Source organism: Micromonospora tarensis (assembly GCF_016803395.1).
Taxonomy (GTDB): domain Bacteria; phylum Actinomycetota; class Actinomycetes; order Mycobacteriales; family Micromonosporaceae; genus Micromonospora; species Micromonospora tarensis.
Map to the genome: position 1 here is coordinate 1 of NZ_JAEVHL010000485.1, position 1,681 is coordinate 1,681.

Sequence of the window (1,681 nt, forward strand, 5' to 3'; positions counted from 1 at the left end):
GGGCCGGCCGATCGTCCGCCAACGACCTGGCCGAGGGCGCACGCGTGCTCGCCGCCGCCCGCGAGCTGGTGCCGGCCGCCGACCGGGCCCGGGTCGCCGACGCGCTCACCGCGCTGGTCGACACCGACCTGCCGCTGGCGCAACGGGTCGACCCGGCGCTGGCCCTGGCCGACCTGCTCTGGGAGCACCCGGTGCGGGAGCTGGTGACCGCCGGTGAGGCGTACTCGATCTGGGTTGACCGCAAGCGGGCCCTCTTCTCGGCCTGGTACGAGTTCTTCCCCCGCTCCGAAGGAGCGGCGGGTGGGCGCTCCGGCACCTTCGCCACCGCCACCGAGCGGCTGCCGGGGGTGGCCGCGATGGGCTTCGACGTGCTCTACCTGCCGCCGATCCACCCGATCGGCCGGATCAACCGCAAGGGCCGCAACAACGCGCTCACCGCCGGGCCGACCGACGTGGGCTCGCCATGGGCGATCGGCGCCGCCGAGGGCGGCCACGACACGATCCACCCCGACCTGGGTACGTTGGCGGACTTCCGGGCCTTCATCGAGGCGGCGGCGGCGCAGGGCCTTGAGGTGGCGATGGACCTGGCGTTGCAGTGCGCGCCGGACCACCCGTGGGTCACCGAGCACCCGGAGTGGTTCACCACCCGGGCCGACGGCAGCATCGCGTACGCGGAGAACCCGCCGAAAAAGTACCAGGACATCTACCCGGTCAACTTCGACAACGACCCGGAGGGCATCCGCGCCGAGGTGCTGCGGGTGGTGCTGCACTGGGTCGGCGAGGGCATCCGGATCTTCCGGGTGGACAACCCGCACACCAAGCCGTTCGACTTCTGGCACTGGCTGATCGCCGAGGTGAAGGCGGTCGACCCGGACGTGCTGTTCCTGGCCGAGGCGTTCACCAGGCCGGCGATCATGCACGGCCTCGGCAAGATCGGCTTCACCCAGTCGTACACCTATTTCACCTGGCGCACGACGGCCGCCGAGATGCGGGCGTACTGCGAGGAGCTGGTCGCGTCGGCCGACTACATGCGACCCAACTTCTGGCCGAACACGCCGGACATCCTGCACTCCTCGTTGCAGCACGGCGGCCCGCCGATGTTCAAGATCCGGGCGGTGCTGGCCGCGCTGCTCTCCCCCTCCTGGGGCCTGTACGCCGGTTTCGAGCTGTTCGAGCACGTGGCCCGGCCGGGCGCCGAGGAGTACCTGGACAACGAGAAGTACGAGCTGCGCCCCCGGGACTGGGCCGGCGCCGAGGCGCAGGGCCGCTCGCTGGCCCCGTTCCTGACCACCCTCAACCGGGTACGCCGGGACAACCCGGCCCTGCACCAGCTGCGCAACCTGCGCTTTCACGAGATCGACAACCCGGCGCTGCTCTGCTGGTCCAAGCACGACCCAGAGACCGGCAACACCGTCATCGTGATCTGCTCGTTCGACTCGCACACCGTGCAGTGGGGCAACACCACCCTGGACATGCCGGCGCTCGGCTTCGACTGGCACGAGCGGTTCACCGTGTACGACGAGCTGACCGGCACCAGCTACGACTGGGGTCAGCGCAACGCGGTGCGGCTCGACCCGTACCTGCAACCGGCGCACGTGTTGACAGTGCGCCGCCCGACGCCGCCCGCCGCGCCGCAGCCGGCCGGCGCCGAGCCGGCCGACCTCACCGTCGCCGAGGTGCC

The 1,681-nt window shown here is 71.3% G+C and carries 1 protein-coding gene; it reads left to right on the forward strand.

The window, feature by feature from the left end; translation table 11 throughout:
- Positions 1 to 1,681 (forward strand): alpha-1,4-glucan--maltose-1-phosphate maltosyltransferase (locus tag JM949_RS35795; RefSeq protein ID WP_203152454.1); only part of this gene is annotated, 1,681 nt, incomplete at both ends.